The sequence below is a fragment of the Streptomyces sp. Je 1-79 genome (assembly GCF_025195125.1).
Classification (GTDB): domain Bacteria; phylum Actinomycetota; class Actinomycetes; order Streptomycetales; family Streptomycetaceae; genus Streptomyces.
Genome location: NZ_JAMGSL010000008.1, coordinates 97389 through 115282, shown reverse-complemented (window position 1 = coordinate 115282; position 17894 = coordinate 97389). Strand labels below are relative to the sequence as shown.

The 17894-nt window shown below is 73.7% G+C and carries 16 protein-coding genes; 8 read left to right on the top strand and 8 right to left on the bottom strand.

Annotation, left to right across the window (positions count from 1 at the left end; genetic code table 11):
* Nucleotides 1-3: 3 nt before the first annotated feature.
* Nucleotides 4-222 carry a hypothetical protein gene (locus M5362_RS18045; protein WP_260228606.1) on the top strand — a complete coding sequence of 73 codons (219 nt, stop codon included), beginning with the start codon at nucleotides 4-6 and terminating at the stop codon, nucleotides 220-222.
* On the opposite strand, the gene dapA is transcribed toward M5362_RS18045, so the two are convergent.
* Entirely contained in the window at nucleotides 207-1085 is an 879-nt protein-coding gene (gene dapA / locus M5362_RS18040) for a 4-hydroxy-tetrahydrodipicolinate synthase (protein ID WP_260228605.1), read from the bottom strand. The two genes, M5362_RS18045 and dapA, sit on opposite strands and share 16 nt — an antisense overlap.
* Nucleotides 1086-1215: 130 nt before the next feature.
* Between dapA and M5362_RS18035 the strand changes: the two genes are divergently transcribed.
* Together M5362_RS18035 and M5362_RS18030 are read left to right on the top strand one after the other, a co-directional pair.
* Nucleotides 1216-1956: an SDR family NAD(P)-dependent oxidoreductase gene (locus M5362_RS18035; RefSeq protein ID WP_260228604.1), complete on the top strand. Its 741-nt coding sequence runs from the start codon at nucleotides 1216-1218 to the stop codon at nucleotides 1954-1956.
* Between the two features lie 141 nt (nucleotides 1957-2097).
* A complete protein-coding gene (locus M5362_RS18030) occupies nucleotides 2098-2808 on the top strand; it encodes an antibiotic biosynthesis monooxygenase (RefSeq protein WP_260228603.1) in 711 nt (236 codons plus the stop codon).
* 27 nt (nucleotides 2809-2835) lie between these two features.
* Here M5362_RS18030 and M5362_RS18025 read toward each other — a convergent pair whose 3' ends face one another.
* Nucleotides 2836-4683 carry an endonuclease/exonuclease/phosphatase family protein gene (locus M5362_RS18025; protein ID WP_260228602.1) on the bottom strand — a complete coding sequence of 616 codons (1848 nt, stop codon included), beginning with the start codon at nucleotides 4681-4683 and terminating at the stop codon, nucleotides 2836-2838.
* Between the two features lie 212 nt (nucleotides 4684-4895).
* Here M5362_RS18025 and M5362_RS18020 point away from each other — a divergent pair, with 212 nt between their 5' ends.
* Together M5362_RS18020 and M5362_RS18015 are read left to right on the top strand one after the other, a co-directional pair.
* A complete protein-coding gene (locus tag M5362_RS18020; RefSeq protein ID WP_260228601.1) occupies nucleotides 4896-6347 on the top strand; it encodes a hypothetical protein in 1452 nt (483 codons plus the stop codon).
* Between the two features lie 252 nt (nucleotides 6348-6599).
* Nucleotides 6600-8045 (top strand): PhoX family protein, encoded by a 1446-nt coding sequence (locus M5362_RS18015; protein WP_260228600.1) that lies wholly within the window; start codon nucleotides 6600-6602, stop codon nucleotides 8043-8045.
* 68 nt (nucleotides 8046-8113) lie between these two features.
* Here M5362_RS18015 and M5362_RS18010 read toward each other — a convergent pair whose 3' ends face one another.
* Both M5362_RS18010 and M5362_RS18005 read right to left on the bottom strand, forming a co-directional pair.
* Nucleotides 8114-9343, bottom strand: coding sequence for a TerD family protein (locus M5362_RS18010; RefSeq protein ID WP_260228599.1), 1230 nt, complete (start codon nucleotides 9341-9343; stop codon nucleotides 8114-8116).
* Nucleotides 9344-9388: 45 nt separating this feature from the next.
* Complete coding sequence (locus tag M5362_RS18005; protein ID WP_260228598.1) at nucleotides 9389-9619, bottom strand: hypothetical protein; 231 nt, start codon at nucleotides 9617-9619, stop codon at nucleotides 9389-9391.
* A gap of 100 nt (nucleotides 9620-9719) precedes the next feature.
* Here M5362_RS18005 and M5362_RS18000 point away from each other — a divergent pair, with 100 nt between their 5' ends.
* Nucleotides 9720-10664 (top strand): AraC family transcriptional regulator, encoded by a 945-nt coding sequence (locus tag M5362_RS18000; protein ID WP_260228597.1) that lies wholly within the window; start codon nucleotides 9720-9722, stop codon nucleotides 10662-10664.
* Between the two features lie 240 nt (nucleotides 10665-10904).
* Here M5362_RS18000 and M5362_RS17995 read toward each other — a convergent pair whose 3' ends face one another.
* Nucleotides 10905-11714: an NAD(P)-dependent oxidoreductase gene (locus M5362_RS17995; protein WP_260228596.1), complete on the bottom strand. Its 810-nt coding sequence runs from the start codon at nucleotides 11712-11714 to the stop codon at nucleotides 10905-10907.
* Between the two features lie 222 nt (nucleotides 11715-11936).
* Here M5362_RS17995 and M5362_RS17990 point away from each other — a divergent pair, with 222 nt between their 5' ends.
* Nucleotides 11937-12866, top strand: coding sequence for a 5-dehydro-4-deoxyglucarate dehydratase (locus M5362_RS17990; RefSeq protein ID WP_260228595.1), 930 nt, complete (start codon nucleotides 11937-11939; stop codon nucleotides 12864-12866).
* Nucleotides 12863-13993: a hypothetical protein gene (locus M5362_RS17985; RefSeq protein WP_260228594.1), complete on the top strand. Its 1131-nt coding sequence runs from the start codon at nucleotides 12863-12865 to the stop codon at nucleotides 13991-13993. The genes M5362_RS17990 and M5362_RS17985 overlap by 4 nt, the downstream gene beginning before the upstream one ends.
* A gap of 16 nt (nucleotides 13994-14009) precedes the next feature.
* Here the strand turns inward: M5362_RS17985 and M5362_RS17980 are convergent, their stop codons facing one another.
* From M5362_RS17980 to M5362_RS17970, 3 genes are all read right to left on the bottom strand, one after another.
* On the bottom strand, nucleotides 14010-15203 hold the full coding sequence (locus M5362_RS17980; RefSeq protein ID WP_260228593.1) for an MFS transporter: 1194 nt from the start codon (nucleotides 15201-15203) through the stop codon (nucleotides 14010-14012).
* Between the two features lie 294 nt (nucleotides 15204-15497).
* On the bottom strand, nucleotides 15498-17501 hold the full coding sequence (locus M5362_RS17975; RefSeq protein WP_260228592.1) for a HEAT repeat domain-containing protein: 2004 nt from the start codon (nucleotides 17499-17501) through the stop codon (nucleotides 15498-15500).
* Nucleotides 17498-17887, bottom strand: coding sequence for a hypothetical protein (locus M5362_RS17970; protein WP_260228892.1), 390 nt, complete (start codon nucleotides 17885-17887; stop codon nucleotides 17498-17500). The genes M5362_RS17975 and M5362_RS17970 overlap by 4 nt, the downstream gene beginning before the upstream one ends.
* Nucleotides 17888-17894 lie beyond the last annotated feature (7 nt).

Sequence of the window (17894 nt, the reverse complement as noted above, 5' to 3'; positions counted from 1 at the left end):
GACATGAGGACGAGGCCCATCATCGTGGGAGCGATGACCGTGGCGGCGGTGCTCCTGCCGGCCGCGGCCGCCTCCGCGGACGAGACGCACTCACGGACGTACAACGGTCCGTACGTCTCGAACGGTCCCAGCCTCACCCTTCACACGGGGCAGATCGACGACCCGCTGGAGGACGTCCTCGAGCACGCGGCGCTCTTCGGCACCACCTACGTGTTCGACTGAACCAGATCCTCGTACGCCGCCCGCAGCCCGTCGACCGTCTCCAGGTCGGCGGGCTGCAGCGGTTCCCGGACGAAGTCGCCGAGGAGCGCCTTGGCCGTCACCGTGCCCGGCAGACCGGAGGCCATCATCAGCTCGGCCAGCGGCAGCGTGAGCGCGTTGAGCCGGGCGGCGCCGGCCGTGTCGCCCCGGTCGAAGGCGTCGAGCACGGCCCGCATCTGACGGGGCGCCACGTTGGCCACCGTGCTGACGAAGCCGGCGCCGCCCACCGCGTACAGCGGGAGGTTCAGCTCCTCGCAGCCGGAGTAGTACGCGAGCGAGGTGCGGGCGATCACCTTGGCCGAGCCGAGCAGGTCGTAGGCGCAGTCCTTGACGGCGACGATCCTCGGGTGGCCGGCGAGCCGCATCATCGTCTCCGGCTCGATCCGGGTGCCGGTGCGGCCGGGGATGTCGTACAGCATCACCGGCAGACCGGTCGCGTCGGCGACCTTGCGGAAGTGCGCCTCGACGGCGTCCTGCGGAGGGCGGCTGTAGTACGGGGTGACGACCAGGAGCCCGTCCGCGCCCGCCTTCTCGGCCTGGCGCGCCAGCTCGGCCGTATGGCGGGTGTCGGAGGTGCCCACGCCCGCGAGGACGGCGGGGCCGGGCCCGACGGCCTCGCGGACCGCCTCGATCAGGGCCGCCTTCTCGGCGTCCGTCGTGGTCGGTGACTCACCGGTGGTGCCGTTGAGGACGAGCCCGTCGCAGCCCTCGGAGACCAGGTGGGCGGCGTGCTCGCGGGCGATGTCGAGATCCAGCTCGCCGGCGGCGGTGAACGGGGTGATCATCGCGCAGAGCGCTCGGCCGAAGGGGCGTTCAGTACTCATCCGGGAAGTCTGCGCGGACTCGACCGTGAAGGTCCACTTAGTTCTGCTTCGGGTGAGGGGTAAGCAACCCTGAAGAGTGGTCTCTGGCATGATCTCCCTGCGCGACAGGAGGACATGGAGAGAGAACAGCATGAGCGAACAACGTGTCGCCCTGGTCACCGGCTCGTCCTCGGGCATCGGCGCCGCCGTCGCCCGCCGGCTCGCCGCCGCCGGGATCCGGGTCGTCGTCAACTCGGCGCGCTCGGTGGAGGCGGGCGAGGCGCTCGCCGCCGAACTGCCGGACGCCGTCTACGTCAGGGCCGACGTCTCCGACGAGGCCCAGGCGGCAGCCCTGGTCGCCGCCGCCGTGGAGGCGTACGGACGCCTGGACATCCTCGTCAACTGCGCAGGCACCATCCGGTTCATCCCCCACGACGACCTCGACGCGGCCTCGCCCGACGTCTGGCGTCATCTCTACGACGTCAACGTCATCGGGGTCTGGCAGACCGTCACCGCCGCGGTCCCGCACCTGCGCGCGCACGGAGCGGGCTGCGTCGTGAACATCTCCTCGCAGGCCGGCGTCCGCCCCGGCGGCAGCTCCATCCCGTACGCCGTCTCGAAGGCCGCCGTCAACCACATGACGAAGCTGCTCGCCAAGACCCTCGGCCCGGACGTCCGGGTCAACGCGGTCGCACCGGGCTTCGTCGACACCCCGTGGTTCGACGGGGTGGAGGGCGCGGACGAGGCCAAGGCCCATGTGGCGGGCGCGGTCCCGCTGCGCCGGGTGGGGCGGCCCGAGGACATCGCCGGGGCCGTCTTCGACCTCACGAACGCCTCGTACATCACCGGCGAGGTGCTGCTCGTCGACGGCGGAGGCCACCTGCTCGGCTGAGCCGCCGGGGCCCGGCGATCCGCGGTGCGGTGCGGTCGGCGGGACGAAGGCCGGGGCCGGGCGTCGCACGGGTGTACGGCTTGACCTCAAGCGTGGTCGAGGTCAGAGGCTTGGATCCTCCGAACGAACAGGAGGTCCAGGATGAAGACCGTCGTCCAGGCGCATGCCCGTCCCGACTTCGCGCAGTGCGGTGTCGCCTTCGTGACGGCCCACACCTGGCGGGTCGCGACCCCGGAGCGGCAGCGGGCGGCCGCCGAGGCCGTCGAACGGACGTGGCTGAGCCACGACTGGCCGCACGTGGGGCTGCTCGCGTACTCCGTCGCCCTCGGGACGGACGGCGACACGCTGCTCCACCTGGCCCAGTGGACGGACGAGCGGGCGTACGAGGACGTCGTCCGCACGGTTCGCGCCGACCGGGACGCCGAGATCGACCGGGCCGTCCCCGGCATCGAGCGCGTGGCCTCGCACCGGTACGTCCCGTTCCGCTCGTTCGTGCTGAGCGAGGAGAGCGCGGGCGCGGTGCCCGGCTGCGTCGCCCTCGTCGAGGTCGACTTCGCCGGACCCGGCCCGGAGCGGCTGAAGGCCTGGGTGGAGGCCGTCCGCGCCGCCCTGGCGGCGGACGCCGGGACCCGCCCGGCGCGAGGCGGGATCGCGGCGCACTTCCACCTCTCCGCGGACGGCTCCCGGGTCCTCAACTACGCCGAGTGGGAGTCCGAGCGGGCCCACGAGGAGTGGCTGACCGCCGAAGGCGCCGCCGAGGGCCCCTGGGCGGCCGTACGCCACCACCCGGGGCTCCTGCGCAGCCGGTTGCACCGGTACACGCCCGCGCTGAGCCTGCGCCCGGGCGTGTGACCGGCGCACCCGCGCCCCCCGACGCGGTTACGGGCGGAAGCGCAGCACCTGCGGGTCGTGGTCGCTGTCCTGGTCCGCGAACTCCGCGTTGATGTGGACGCTGTCGTACTCGAAGCGGCCGATGCCGGGGCTGGTCAGGATCTGGTCGAGGACCTGGCTGTTGCCCTGGTAGACGTACGAGTAGCGCTCGCTGCGCGGCAGGGACTTCACCGCCGGGTAGAGCGCGCCGCCGTCGGTCAGCGCCTTCGTCGTCCCGGAGAACTCGAAGTCGTTGATGTCACCGAGGACCAGGACGTCCGCGTCCTTGCGGATCGAGAGGACGTCCTTGACGAAGGCGTTGACGGACTGCGCCTGGAGCAGGCGCTTCGCCTCGGAGGAGCGGACCGGCGGCTGATGGTGCGAGGTCAGCGACTCGTCGCCGCCCTTGGAGCCGAAGTGGTTGGCGACCACGAAGACCGTACGGCCGCGGAAGGTGAACTCGCCCGCCAGCGGCTTGCGGCTGCTCTCCCACGCCGTGTTCGCCGGGTCGATCCGGCCGGGGGAGAGGGTCAGCTCCGGACGGCCGCCCGCGCCGCGCACCACGTCCGTCGCGGTGGCCGCGTCGCCGCCCGCGCGGTCGGTGAACGCGACCCGCTCCGGGTTGAAGAGGAAGGCCTGACGGATGTTGCCGCCCGGCTCGCCGCCGTCCTTGTTGTTCTCCGGGTCGATCGAGCGCCACTCGTAGGCCGGTCCGCCCGCCGCCACGATGGCGTCGGTGAACTTCTTCAGCGTCTGGTCGGCGGCGACCGTGCCGTCGTTCTTGGCGCCGTTGTTGTCCTGGATCTCCTCCAGGGCCAGGATGTCGGGCGAGGCCAGGTTCTTCACCACGGCCGCGGCCAGCGCGTCGAACTTCTCCTGCGGGTCGGACGGGTCGAGGTTCTCGACGTTGTACGTCGCGACCGCCAGCTCGTTCCTGTGCTGCCGGTCCGTGACCTCGCGCTCCAGGCCGCGGTCGACGACCGTGCCCAGGGTGCGCGCCGTCAGCGTGTAGCCGCCGAACTGGTTGAAGTCCAGCGGGCCCTCCGTCGTGCCGGAGAGCACGTCGCCGACGTTCGCCGTCGGGAAGGGCTGCTGGGCGATCGGGGTCAGCGACTGGATCTGGAGCCGGCCGGTGTTCTGCGCGGTGTACGAGCCGTAGACCGTGCCGCCGCGCCAGTTGCGGTTCTCCCAGGGCTTCACCGTCACCCACAGCTCGGCGTACGGGTCGGTGGCGCCCACCACCCGCGACGTGCCGACGCGGACGTTGGTGCCCTCCAGCGACTCGTAGTAGTCCAGGGCGTACCGCGTCGGCTTCAGGGTGAGGCCGTTGACGGAGCCCGCGGCCGCCGGGTCGCCCTCGGGGGCGTACGCGTCGGGGACGGACCAGGCCGAGATGGTCACCGGCGCCGGGACCGGGTTGCCGGAGGAGACCACGGTGACGGTGGGCTTGGAGAGCTGCGTCACCGACTGGTTGCCGGAGGTCAGACCGCCGGGGACGTACTCGCCGACCGTGCCGTCGATGCTGACGGCGTCACCGACGGCGACGGTGGGCACGGAGCTCGTGAAGACGAACAGGCCCTCGCTGGTGGCCGGGTCGGCGTCGGCCTGCGGGTCCTGGATCCAGAAGCCGCGCGAGCCGTAGGTCCGGACGCCGGTCACGATGCCCGTGACGCCGGTGACCTGGGTGCCGACGAGCGGCGAGACGCGGGTGGTGCCCTGGATGTCGTGGATACGGACACCGGCGGCGGTCTCCGCCGAGGTGTTCGCCGAGGCGGTCGAGCCCGCGAGGAGACCGGCCGCGAGGGCGGCCGACACGACGGCGGCCACGGCCGCGGATCTCGGTATGGAGGAAGGCATCAGGGAACTCCGGAGACGCTTGGATGAACGGTCGATGGATCTACGCGCGTCAATCTCTTGGCTGGGCGGTGGACTTGTCAAGGGTCGACGGGTGTACGAAGGCTGACAGCCCGGTGAACCGGCGGGCCGTTCGCGAAATGCGTCTACGCTGAAGTCCGTTCGCCGACCGCACGGCCACCAGGCTCGCACGCCCTTCGAGGAGAAGACCCCAGATGGCACCGGACCGCCCCACCCTGCCCCCCGTTCAGCTGCACTCGGACGCGGAGCTGGCGAGGGATGCCCTGGCCACGCCCCTTCTGGCCCGGGCCGCCCGGCTCGCCCGCTGGGCCGGCCCCGAGACCCGGGTCGGCGCGGGCGGCGAGCTCGTCGAGGAGCAACTTCCGGACGCGGCCGATGTGTTGGGGCTCACAGGGGACGAGGACGGCGAGGCGTACGCGAGCGAGGCCTGGCGCCTCGCGGTCGACACCGGGCTCGTCGAGGTCGAGGACGGCGACGACGACACCCCGGGCGCGGTGACCGCGGGCGAGAACCTCGCGCTCCTCACCGGCGGTGCCCCGCTCGACGTCCTCGGCATCTGGCTCGACGGCCTGGACGTCGTTCTAGCCGACGCCACCGCGCCCGTCCTGGACGACCTGGCGGACGTCATCGGCGAGGACGGCGAGATCGACTTCGAGCTCCTCGACTGGAACCCGGAGGAGGAGGCCGAGTTCCTGGAGGGCGTGCTCGGCAACCTGTACCTGCTCACGGTCGGCGAGGGCGGACCGGGCGAGGGCCCCGTACCGCTGCCGGCGCTCGCCGCCTCGATGATCGTCCCGGACGACATGGGTGAGCCGACCGACGACGTGCTGGAGCAGGTCTCGGAGGCGATGATGCGCCTCGACGACCAGTTCCGGCTGCTCGAACCCATCGGGCTGGTCGAGTACCAGCCCGTCGACGAGGCGCTGATGGTCGAGGAGGGCGAGGAGCCCTCCCCGCAGATCGACGAGGTCGACGAGGAGGACGTCACCCGGTACGGCATGGTCCGGCTGACGCCGCTCGGGCTCTACGGCGTACGCGCCCGGATGCAGGAGGCGGGCGTGGACGCGCCGGCCGTCGGCGACCTGGCCGGCAAGGGCGCCGACGTGCTCCTCGACGGGCTCGCGATCTACCCCGAGACGGCGGCGCGCGCCGAGACCGTGGTCTGGCTGGCCGGGCGGGACGCGGTGGGCGCCGCGCGGGAGCTGCTCGGCGCGGCGCGGGGCGCCGACGAGGGCTCCCCGCTGCGCCGGCTCCACTGCCAGCAGGCGCTCTCGCTCGTGGGCGCGGAGGCGGAACCCGCGGTACGGGAGGTGCTCGACGACCCCCAACTGGGCGGGCTCGCCCGGGTCTGGCTGGCGGAGCACGGCGCGGCGGACGTGCCCGCGCCCTCGGAGTCGATGATCTTCTGGCTGGCGATCGACACGATCGCCGCGCAGCTGGACGCGCGCGGCGACCTGGACGAGCTCCGGGAGCTGATCGAGGGCCTGACGGGACGGCACAGCGGCTTCTTCGAGGCGGCCTGGCGGGTGGAGCACCCGGCGACGGCGGAGGTCCTGGAGGCCATGGGCCGGCTGCACCCCGACAAGGCCTCGGCCAAGGAGGCCCGCAAGGCGGCGTTCAAGGCGAGGTCGCGCGCCGGGGGGTGAGCTTCGGCTTCGGGGTGAGGCCGTTGAAGGAGCCCTCGGCCGCCGGGTCGCCCTCGCGCGCCGGGGGGTGACCGCGCGACGCGGTGCGGGGGTCTCCGGACCCCCGGCCGCAGTCTCCCGCTGCCCCCGCTGGGCCCGTGGCGCGCCGAGCGGGTGCAGGTTCATGGCAGGGCGTTCCTCCGTTCAACTCGCGTTCGCACGTGGGCGGGACCGTGTCCCGACACCGGGCGACGACAGGGAGACGACCACGCCATGCCCCTCAACCGCAGAGAGTTCGCCAAGCAGTCCACCGCCGCCGGCGCGGGCCTCGTCCTGACCGGCACGGTCGCCGCGCTCGCCACCGCACCCGAGGCGCTCGCCACCGCCGACGACCGGGAGGACCGGGACGACCTGGCCGAGGAGCGGGCGGAGGCGGGCGACCGGCACCGGCTCGGCTACGGCCCCCTCGTCGAGGACCCCGCCGGCGTGCTCGCCCTCCCCGCCGGGTTCACGTACCGCGTCATCACCCACAGCGGGGTCACCAGGCTGGAGTCCGGCGAGTTCACCCCGCAGAAGCACGACGGCACCGCCACCTTCGCCGGCCCCCGCGGCACCACGCTCCTGGTCAACAACCACGAGCTCAAGGGCGTCCGCTCCGGCTGGAAGCACCCGGTCCCGCTCACCGAGGGCCTCGTCTACGACCCCGCCGCGTCCGGTGGCTGCACGGTCGTCGAGGTGCACCGCGACGGCACCGTCGCCGAGTGGGTCGGCATCGCCGGCACCTCCACCAACTGCGCCGGTGGCCGCACCTCCTGGGGCACGTGGCTCACCTGCGAGGAGAACTCCGACCGCGCCGGCGAGAACGGCATGACCAGGGACCACGGCTACGTCTTCGAGGTCGACCCGCGCGACCGCCGCGCCAACCGCGACCCCAAGCCGATCAAGGCGTTCGGCCGCTACGACCACGAGGCGGTCGTCATCGACCCCAGGCGCGGTCACGCCTACCTCACCGAGGACGCCTCCGAGCCCAACGGCCTCTTCTTCCGCTGGGTGCCGCCGAGGGGCTTCGAGCACGGCCGCGGCAGGCTCCGCACCCTCGCCGACGACGCCGGCGTGCTCCAGGCGCCCCGCTGCATCGACTCCGGCGGCCGCTTCGTCGACGACCTCTCCCGGGCCACCCGGATCGGCACGGTCTACGGCGTGGACTGGCTGGACGTGCCCGACCGCGACGGCCGCGAGGTCGAGGTCCGCGAGCAGTTCGGCCCCGACGAGGTCACCCGCGCCCGCAAGCTGGAGGGCATGTGGTGGGCCGACGGCGGCGCGTACATCGTCTCCTCCTACGCCCGTGACGAGAGCCCCGGCGCCGCGCACGACGGCCAGGTCTGGTTCTACGACCCCAGGCGCCGCACCCTGACCCTCCAGGTCCTCCTGGGCGTCAACGCCGACCCGGACGAGGACGGCGCCTACGACGGCCCGGACAACATCACCGTCTCCCCCTACGGCGGTCTCGTCATCGCCGAGGACGGCGAGGGCGTCCAGCACCTCTTCGGGGCCACCGAGCGCGGCCGCACGTATCCCATCGCCCGCAACGACCTGAACGACAGCGAGTTCACCGGCGTCGTCTTCTCGCCCGACGGCGACACCCTCTTCGCCAACATCCAGGACCCGGGCATCATGGTGGCCGTCACCGGCCCGTGGCGCCGCCAGCCCCGCCGCTGACGTCCGTACCCGTACGACGAGGGGCCCCGCCGGTCACCGACCGGCGGGGCCCCTCGTCGTCGCAGCCGTCAGAGCGCCTGTGCGGCGGGCTTCACCATGCCCCGGACCGTCCGCGACTTCACGAACTCGCCCAACGCCGTCATCTCCCACTCGCCGGAGAACTGCTTGATGAGCTTGGCCATCATCACGCCGGTCTGCGGCTCGGCCGAGGTCAGGTCGAAGCGGACCAGCTCCTCGCCCGTCGCCGCGTCCATCAGCCGGCAGTAGGCCTTGGCGACCTCGGTGAACTTCTGGCCGGTGAAGGAGTTGACCGTGAAGACCAGGCCCGTCGCGTCGGCGGGGAGCCGGCCGAGGTCCACGACGATGACCTCGTCGTCGCCCGCGCCCTCGCCGGTCAGGTTGTCACCCGAGTGCTTGACGGAGCCGTTCAGGATCGAGAGCTTGCCGAAGTAGCAGCTGTCCAGGTGGTTGCGCTGGGGGCCGTACGCGATGACGGAGGCGTCGAGGTCGATGTCCTTGCCGCGGTACGCGGGCTCCCAGCCGAGCCCCATCTTGACCTGGGAGAGCAGCGGACGGCCGCCCTTGACCAGGGACACGGTCTGGTTCTTCTGGAGGTTGACCCGGCCCTTGTCCAGGTTGATCTTGCCGGTGGAGACCGGTGCGGCCGGGGCGGCGGCCGGCGGGGGAGGCGTCGGGGCGGCGATCCGCGGGTCCGCGGGCGCGGCCACGGGCGGCGCGACCGGCGCCGAGGGGGCGGGGGTGGCGACGGGCGCGGGAGGAGCGGCGGCCGCGGGCTCCTCGTCCACGGAGACGCCGAAGTCGGTGGCGATGCCCGCCAGCCCGTCGGCGTACCCCTGGCCCACCGCGCGCGCCTTCCAGGCGCCGTTGCGGAGGTAGATCTCCACGACCACCAGCGCCGTCTCCGTACCGAGCTGCGGCGGGGTGAAGGTGGCGAGGACGCTGCCGTCGTCCGCGTTGCGGATCGTCGCCGTGGGCTCGACGCCCTGGAAGGTCTGGCCCGCGGCGTCGGGGCTGGCGGTGACGACGATCTTCTCGATGCCCGGCGGCACCGCGCCGGTGTCCACGACGATCGCGTCAGGGGCCGAGCCGCCGCCGGAGCGGTAGGTCACACCGGGGCCGGTCGGCTGGTTGTAGAAGATGAAGTCGTCGTCCGAGCGCACCTTGCCACTGGCGCTGAGCAGGAGGCCCGAGACGTCGAGCCGTACCGGAGCGGCGACGTCCACCGCCACGCGCGCGGCGGAGAGCGGGATGTTCGAGCCGGGGGTCATAGCGGTCATGCCAAGCGTAACGAGCGAGACCGCTTTGCCGTTCCCTTACCTTGCCTACCTTCGGCCACTCTGGTTACGGGGGTGGCTCCGGGCCGTCCGCTCGTTGCCGAACCTGTACGCGCCCGTCCAGCGCGCCATGACCATCTGGGCGTCCCCCGACCCCACCTCCGCCAGGAACTTCTCCGCTCGGCCCCCGCGCAGGGTGCCGGCGGCGCGCCCCCGGTGGGTGAGGACGACGGTGCCGTCGGCGCGCTGTTCGTAGCTGAATCCATGAGGGTGTGGCATGACGGGCATCCTGCCGGTCCCGGGCAGGTCCGTCATATGAATATTCGAGCGGATCGTATTCTTTCCGCTCGTGGGTCGGAGCACTTTTCGTACGCAGGACGTGGACCAGGCGCGCCAGGAGATCGACGCGCGGTACTACGCCAACTTCATGGACGTCATCGAGCGGCAGAGACGTCCCTTCGCCGCCGAGTTCGACACCTTCGCACTCGGGCCGCTGGTCATCGGCGACCTGTCCTGCGGGGCGGACGTCCGCATGCGCTTCGGCGAGCTCGGGGCCTTCCATGTCAACGCCCCGCTCGCCGGAACGATGGAGCTGCGCCAGGGCGACAGCGCCCCGGTGGTGGCGACGGCGACCGGGGCGGTGGTGCTCGACCCCTCGGGCGACACCGTCCTGGAGCGCTGGAGCGGGGACTGCCGCACCCTCTCCGTCAAGATCGACGCGGCCGCTCTGCGCGAGCGTCTGGAGCGGCTCCTCGGGCGCCCGCCACGCGGGCACCTCGCGCTCGCGCCGCACCTGGACACCACCCGCGGCCCCGGTCTGAGCTGGGTGCGCTTCGCCCGGCAGGTGGCGCGCGAGGCGCTCGCCGGGGACAGCCTGGCCCACCACGAGCTGGTCGCCGTGCCCCTCCAGGAGGCGCTGCTCAACGGGCTTCTGCTGGCGGCCGAGCACCCCTGGCGGGACGAGCTCGCCCACCCGGGCGAACGGCTCAGGCCCGGGCCCGTCAAGCGGGCGATGGACGCCGTACGGGCCCGCCCCGAACACCCCCACACCACGACCGAACTCGCGGTCCTCGCCCGGGTGGGCGTGCGCCGGCTCCAGGAGTCGTTCCGGGAGTACGTGGGCATGTCACCGATGGCGTACGTCCGTGAGGTCCGGCTCGAACGGGTCCGTGAGGAGCTGCGGGGCGCGGGGCCGGGGGAGCTGAGCGTGAGCGAGGTGGCCTGGCGCTGGGGCTTCGCGCATCACGGGCGGTTCGCGGCCCAGTACCGGACCCGGTTCGGGGAGACGCCCTCGCAGACCCTGCGGGCCGGCGCCGGCGGGTGAGACGAACGCGCGCCGCGGGTGCGTGCGCACCGTGCGGTGAGGCGAAGGCGCCGCGTGCGCACCGGCCCTGGCCGGATCCGCCGCGTTCCGCGGACAGCTGCCGCGCTGAGCGGATCGCGGCCCTGGGCGCCGCCGCCGTAACGTTCCCTCCGTCGCGTGTGCCAGCGCATGTCGTGACCCGGGCCCGGCCGGCGCCCCCGCATAAGTCCGGCCGGGCCCGTGTACGTCCCTCCGCCGCCGTCAGTGCGGCCAGCGCGGCGGATTCGTGCAGAAGTGGCCGCCGATGTGGGCGTGCGCGGGGTCGTCGTCCTTCGGCAGCCCCTGCTCGGCGATGAGCCCTTCCGCGTACGGCTCCGAGTCGTCCTGCGGCTCGTATCCGAGCTCCCGTGCCGAGGAGAGGTCCCACCACAGCCGGGTGTTGGCGGAGGACCCGTACACCACGGTGTGTCCGACACCCTCGGCGGCGAGCGCCGCGTGCACCAGCCGCGCGCAGTCGGCCGGGCTGAGCCAGGTCGACAGCATGCGCACGGCGGACGGCTCGGGGACGCAGGAGCCGATCCGTACGGAGACGGTCTCCAGGCCGTGCTTGTCCCAGTAGTACTGGGCCAGGTCCTCGCCGAAGGACTTGGAGAGCCCGTAGAAGGTGTCCGGGCGGTGCGGGGTGTGGACGGGGATCAGCGGGTCGCCCTCGCGCGGCCGGGGGGTGAAGCCCACGGCGTGGTTGCTGGAGGCGAACACGATCCGGCCCACCCCCTCCTCGCGCGCGGCCTCGTAGACGTGGTGCAGCCCGGTGATGTTGGCGGCCAGGATCGTCTCGAACTCGGCCTCCAGGGAGACCCCGGCGAGATGGACGATCGCGTCGACGCCCCGGACGGCCTCGCGCAGCGCCTCGCGGTCGGCGAGGTCGGCGACGATCGCCTCCGGTGCGCCGGCGACGGGTGCCATGTCGAGCAGGCGGAGCTCGTAACCGTACGCGGGCAGCAGCTCGCGCATCATCGTGCCGACGGCACCGGCGGCGCCGGTGAGCAGGACGGTGCGGGGTGTGGGCATGGAGGGTCTCCGTCCGTGGAACGTATTCACAACCGTGGACAAGGTAGGGAGCCGGTTCGTCAAGCGTCAAGAGCGCACACGGACCGTCAAGACCGCACGTTCGAGACGGGTTTGAGCCTTGACCGGCGCTTTGAAGCTGCTCTAGCTTAGAGGCGTTCAAGAATATGGACAACAATCATAACTGTGCACGACGGTGCACGACGGACTTCTCTGGGAGCGCCCGTGACCACAGCCCCGCTCGCCGAACGGCTCGACGGCCTGCTGTTCTTCCCCGTCACCGCCTTCGCCCCGGACGGCACCGTCGACCTCGACGTCTTCCGCGCCCATGTGCGCGCGGGCATCGAGGCGGGCGCCGCCGCCGTCTTCGCCTGCTGCGGCACGGGGGAGTTCCACGCCCTGACCCCGGAGGAGTTCCGCGACTGCGTCGCCGCCGCCGTGGAGGAGTCGGCCGGCCGGGTCCCGGTCCTCGCCGGCGCCGGCTACGGCACGGCGCTCGCGATCCGCTACGCGCGGCTCGCCGAGGAGGCCGGCGCGGACGGCCTCCTCGCCATGCCCCCGTACCTCGTCGTCGCCGACCAGCCGGGGCTCCTGCGGCACTACACCGAACTGGCCGCCGCCACCTCGCTCGACGTCATCGTCTACCAGCGCGACAACGCGATCCTCACCCCCGAGACGGCCGTCGCCCTCGCCCGCGCCGAGGGGATCATCGGCCTCAAGGACGGCCACGGCGACCTCGACCTCATGCAGCGGATCGTCAGCGCGGTCCGGGCCGAGGGCCTCGACCTGCTCTACTTCAACGGCCTGCCGACCGCCGAACTCACCGGTCTCGCCTACCGCGGCATCGGCGTCACCCTCTACTCCTCGGCCGTCTTCTGCTTCGCCCCCGACATCGCCCTCGCCTTCCACCGCGCCCTGACGTCCGGCGACGACGCGACCGTGGAACGGCTCATCGACGGCTTCTACCGGCCGCTCGTCGAACTGCGCGCCCAGGGGCGCGGCTACGCCGTCTCCCTGGTCAAGGCCGCGGTACGGATGGGGGGCCTGGACGTCGGGGAGGTACGGCCGCCGCTCAGCGAACCCGCGCCCGAGCATCTGAAGGAGCTCGCCACGATCGTCGAGCGCGGCCGCGCCCTGCTGGGGGGCGACGCGTGAGGGCCGGGACCTTCGTCTACCCCTGGGACGTCGTCGGCGACCCGGCCGCGCCCGGCCGCCTCGCCGACCTGGGCGTCGGAAGCGTCACGCTCGCCTCCGCGTACCACTCCACACGGGCCCTGACGCCCCGGCACCCCAGGCACCGGATCGTCACCGCCGCACACGCCGCCGTCCTCTACCCACCGGACGGCGCCCGCTGGTCGGGGCGCGCGCTCCGGCCGTACGAGGCGGGCGAGTGGGCGCCCGGCGACGCGTACGGCGAGGCGGCGGACGCGCTCGCGGACGCGGGCCTGGAGGTCCACAGCTGGGTGGTCCTCGCCCACAACTCCCGCCTCGGCGCGGAACATCCGGCGACCTCGGTCGTCAACGCCTACGGCGACCGCTACCCCTGGGCGCCCTGCATCGCCCGGCCGGACGTCCGCGCCCACCTCGTGGACCTGGCGGCCGAGGCGGCGGTACGGCCCGGGGCGGCCGGCACCGAGCTGGAGTCCTGCGGCTGGTACGGCCTCGCCCACCTCCACGCCCACGACAAGACCGCGGGGGCCGCGCTCGGCGACCGCGAGCAGTACCTGATGTCGCTCTGCTTCTGCCCCTCCTGCCGCCAGGGGTACGGCGAGGAGGGCGTCGACCCGGACACGCTCGCGGCGGCCGTGCGCGGCGCGTTGGAGCCCGTCTGGGCGGGCGGGCCGGCGCGCGGGCTCGACGCCTTCGAGGCACCGGTGCTCGCCTGGCGCACGCGGACCGCCCGCGCGCTCCAGGAGTCCGCCGTGGCCGCGGTCCGCGCCGCCGCCCCGCCCGGCTTCCGCGTCCTGCTCCACGCGGACCCACTGCCCCACCGCTGCGGCGCCAACGTGGGCACCGACCCCGTCCATGTCCTCGCGGTCGCGGACGGTGTCGTCACCCCGGCCGCCTCCGTGGCCCCCTTCGCCGCAGCGGCCGGACCGGACACCGTCCTCGCGGCCAACTTCGGCGTGGTGACGGGCATGGGAGGCTCCCCCGCCACACTCGCCGACGACGCGAAGCGGGCGGGGGCGGAGGGCGCCACCGAACTCCGCCTCTACCACGCGGGTCTGGCCTCCGACGCCGATCTGGCCCTGGTGGCGCGTGCCCTGCGGGCGCTCGGCTGAGACGGGGACGGATGCCTCAGGCGCCCGTCCCCGCCGGGGCGTCGACGCGTGCGGCAGCCCCTCGGCCGGCCAGGGCGATCGCCCCGGCCAGGCCGGCGACGGCCAGCAGGGGCAGCAGCACCCGGAGGTCGACGAGGCCGACCAGGGCCGCGCCGAGCGCCAACGCGACCGTGTTCGGGACGAAGAGGAGGGTGTGGGCCGTCGCCGCCGCGCGGCCCACGGCGTCCGCGGGGGCCTCCCGCTGGATCGCCGTCATGACGGCGATCAGGACGAGCGGCAGACCCACACCGATCAGGACGCTCGCCGCCAGCGCCACGCCGTCGTGCGGGACGGCGCGGACGCCGGCCGCCAGGGCGAAGAGGGCCAGCCCGGCGGCGGCCGCCGACCGCCCCGGGACGCGCCGCAGCACCGGCCCCGCCGCCAGACCCGTCACGACCGAACCCGCGCCCTGCGCCGCGTACAACACCCCTGCGTACGCGGGGGAGTGGCCGAGCCCCTGATCCACCACGGTGTAGACAGCCGCTCCGTTGACCCCGGCGAGCAGCATCGTGAACGCGCCCATGAGGACGAGCGGGCGCAGGACGGGCGAGGAGCCGATCGTGCGCAGGCCCTCGCCGGTGTCGCGCAGCCAGTGCGCCGACGCCGGGCGCGCCGGCTTCTCCTCCCGTACCCGCATGAGCGCGAACACCCCCGCGGCCAGCGCGAACGTCGCCGCGTCGAGCAGTGCCACGGGCCCCGCGCCGTACCGTGCGAAGAGACCGGCCGCGACGAGCGGGGCGATCAGCTTCACGCCCTCGTTGACCGTGGTCCGCAGCCCGTTGAAGTCCCCGAGCAGCCGCTTGTCGAGCGCGCTCGCCGCCAGCGCGACCTCCGCCGCGTCGTGGACGGTGCCCTGGATCCCGTACAGCACGAGGACGGCGAACAGCAGCCAGACGCGGTCCGCGCCGTCGACCCAGAGGAGGGTCGGCAGCAGCGCCGCCATCGCCGCGTTCGACCACACCATCAGCGGCCGCCGCCGCACCCGGTCCGCGACCGTGCCGAGCAGCGGGCCGACGAGCACCGGCGCCCACAGCGCGAACACGGTCAGCGCCGCCAGACTGTCCGAGCCGGTCAGGGACTTGACCCAGATCCCCGACGCCAGCCACATCGCCGTCGAGCCGAACCCCGACACCAGTACCCCGGTCAGATAGAGACCCGCAGTCCACTTCATGGCCGCAGCCTGGCGTCTGAGGCGGGGCGCGCGGATCGGGCAGATGCCCTAGGGGGTGTCTTGTGGATCAGGCCGGGCTCGCGACGCCTGGCACGCCCTCCCCCGTAGCCCTTCGGGCACGGGAGGTGCCCCCACGCCGCGTTGTCGTCAGTCGCCGACGCTCCGCGTCGACTCCTTCCTCCGCCTTGCGATCGCACGCACCAGACGCCGCTCCCTGATCCGGCCTGATCCACAAGACACCCCCTAGGGGGTGTCCGGGCGGATCAGGGTCGGACACTCCTGGACCCGGCCGGCTCACCCTTGGGGAGACCGACCTCCGCGGACGGCGAGCAGCGCGGCGCGGGCGGCGGCGCACAGCTCGTCGTCGTCCGGGACCGAGCGCCAGCCGCCGTGCGGGACCGGCCGCTCGTCGGCGTCCAGATACCGTCGCAGGAGGGGGACGGCCTCGACGGCGGGCGGGCCGATCTCGCCGAGCAGCCTGATCGTCTCGGTGACCGCGCGGGTGGCCTTTCCGCCCCCTCCGGCGAAGGGCTCGATCGCCCCGATAAGAACGGGGACGACCTCGTGCGTCTCCCCGGTGATCCGCCACAGCGCCGCGCCGACGCGCAGCGGCAGCCAGCTCGTCCTGTGCCGGGTGAGGAGTGCGCGCAGCCGCGGGACGTACGGGGCTCCCGCGGGCCCCAGTTCGCCGAGGAGCGTGACGGCGTCGTCCAGGCCGTACGGAGCGTCGAGCCTCGGCAGCAGATGGGCGAGCGCCGGCTCCCGGTCGCCGGTGAGCCGTCCGTACGCGCGCGCCAGAGCGGGCCCCTCGAACGACCAGCCCTCGGACGGGGGCGGGAGAAGGGCCCGCAGCCGCTCCCGGGGCACGGCCGCCGCGGCCGCGGGGCCGATCGCGGCGAGCGCGTCCAGAGCCCACACGGCGCAGTCGGTGTCCAGGAGGGCCAGCAGTTCGGGGATCGCGGGAGCCGCCGCGGGGCCCCAGCGCTCCAGGAGCCGGCAGAGCGCGCGGCGCTCACCGAGGGACGAGGCGGCCGCGAGCCGGGACCGCAGCGGCGGCAGCAGGACGTCGGCATGGGCGGCGAGACCGCCCGCGGTCTCGACCAGACCCAGCTCGTACGTCCACCAGCCGTCGGCATGCGTCCCGTGGTCGGCGAACCCCAGCCGCTCCCCGGCGAGACGCTCCACGAGCGGGGGTACGCACCGGGCGTCCCCGAGCCGTGACAGCGCCCAGACGGCGTGGTCCTGGGCGGGCGGGTGGGGTTCGCCCTCGTCCGTGACCATGGCGGCCAGCGCGTCGGCCCAGGGGCGGGCCGCGTGACCGCACATACCGAGGAAACGGGCGGCGAAGAGCCGGTGGCCGGGCTCGGGGTCGGACAACAGCCGGGCGACGGCGGGCAGCAGTGCGGGTACGGCGGAGCGCCGGCGGCTGATCGCCTCGGCCGCCGCCTTCAGCGCGCCGGTCCGGACGCCCGCGTCCGGATGCGCGAGCAGGTTGCGGATCGCGGCGATCTGCTCGGCCGGGTCGGCGTCCAGCAGGCCGACGGTACGCAGCACGGTCCACTCGACGTGGGCGGCGTCCGGATGCCAGGCCGCCGGGTCGGTGCCCAGCAGGACCTCGGACACGGTCCGCGCGTACGCGTCGTCGGGCCGGCCCCGCAGGGCCGTGTGCAGCGCCTTCACGGCGGCGAGCCGGGCGGCCGGAACGCCGCCGCCCGTCAGCCCGCGCAGCCAGCCGAGGGACGCCTCCCGCTGTTCCTCGGCGTAGGGCGTCAAGGCGCCGACGGAGTCGACGAGTTGGTGCCGGGTGTCCGGGTCGGGATCCACCTCCCACCGGGCCCGCAGCGCCGTGAGCACCTCGTCGGCCCGGTGACGGGCCTCGGCGAGGCCTTCCGCCACGGCCCGGCGGATCGCCGCCTCCGGCGCGACGAGCCGGGGGAGGAGCAGTGTCACCGCCTGGTCCCACGCGGCGGGCCAGGCCGGATCGACATGCTGCGGGCGGGCGGTGTTCGCCGAGCGGGCCAGGGCCCCGACGAACTCGACGAGTTCCCGACGTACGGCCGGTGCGACGCGGGGGTCGGCCGCGGCGCGGAGCACGTACGGGAGGACGGGCGGCGCCGAGGAGCAGATCTCGCCGCCCTGGTGGTGGACGTGGGTCAGCAACGTGTCGGAGGCCTGGGCCGCCTTCTCCGGCCGGTACAGGTCCCGCAGCATCACGGGCACGTCCTCGGCCGACCCGTAGGCGTGCCGCAGGGCCGCCCAGTCGAGGGCGTCGAGCCCCGCGAGGGCGTCGGTGTTCATGCCACCGCTCCCTTCCGTGCCCGGTTCTCGTACCGCAGGGCGGCGCCCGTCACCAGAGCGCCCAGGCCCTCCCACAGCCCCACGCCGAGGAAGCCCGCCGGTGCGCGGCCGGTGACCACCGCGAGGGTGAAGACGGCGCAGGTGAGGAGCCGGAACGGGACCGTCCAGCGGAAGAACGGCTTCCAGTCCGCGAGCGCGGCCAGGACGTAGTAGATGCCCATGTTGAGCGCCGCCATCGAGGAAGCGGTCAGGAAGACGAGGGTGTGGTCACCGTCCGCGCGGCTCGCGTCGGGTACGGGTGCGAAGCCCATGACGGTGAGCAGGGCGTCGGGCGCCACCAGTCCCACCGCCCCCAGCGCCGCGGCGAGCAGTCCGAAGACGGCCATGGTCCAG